This window comes from Vibrio sp. 1580, from assembly GCF_033340055.1.
This window is the reverse complement of the sequence record NZ_JAWOVT010000285.1, coordinates 1-706: the sequence shown is the minus strand read 5'-3', so window position 1 is coordinate 706 and position 706 is coordinate 1. Positions and strand designations below refer to the sequence as shown.

The window sequence follows — 706 nt, the reverse complement described above, 5'->3', positions numbered from 1 at the left end:
GATGCGATCGCATTGTCTCGATGCGCCCGTTTCCCGTGCTCATGCCGTGCCTAAAGTTGACCCTAAGTTGCTTCGTCAGTTAGCCGGTATGGGTAACAATCTCAATCAAATTGCTCGAGCGATTCATTCCCAAGACTGGAAGCCGGTGGATCGTATTCAGGTTGTCTCTGCTTTGATGAACATTGAACGAACGTTGCAAGATTTAAAACGGGAGTATTCCCGTTCATGATTGTTAAATTTCACGCTCGTGGTGTCGGTAAAGGCTCTGGTCCGGTTGATTATTTACTTGGTAAGCAGAGAGATCGAGAGGGTGCCACACTCGATAGAGGCTCACCAAGTGAGGTTCAAGAGCTGATAGATTCGAGTCCTTATGCAAAAAAATACACGTCTGGTGTGCTGTCCTTTGAAGAATTCGATCTCCCTAGAGAGGCCAAAGATCACATCATGTCGAGTTTTGAAAAAGCGTTGTTACCAGGGCTGGAAGCGGATCAGTACTCTTGCCTTTGGGTAGAGCATCGAGACAAAGGACGGTTAGAGCTTAATTTTGTTGTTCCGAACGTGGAGCTACAAACGGGCAAGCGACTCCAACCTTATTTTGACCGAGCAGATAAACCTCGAATCAATGCTTGGAAAACGGGCATGAATGCCACGTTAAATCTGCATGATCCTGATGACCCTTTGCATAAAAGGGAGTTAGTGACCCCTC

Annotated in this window: 2 protein-coding genes; both read left to right on the top strand. The window is 46.9% G+C overall.

The window, feature by feature from the left end:
* The coding region (locus R7093_RS25560) for a MobC family plasmid mobilization relaxosome protein (RefSeq protein ID WP_169631310.1) at nucleotides 1–229 on the top strand (229 nt) is incomplete at its 5' end.
* Nucleotides 226–706 (top strand): relaxase/mobilization nuclease domain-containing protein (locus tag R7093_RS25555; protein WP_318147062.1); only part of this gene is annotated, 481 nt, incomplete at its 3' end. The genes R7093_RS25560 and R7093_RS25555, both read left to right, overlap by 4 nt.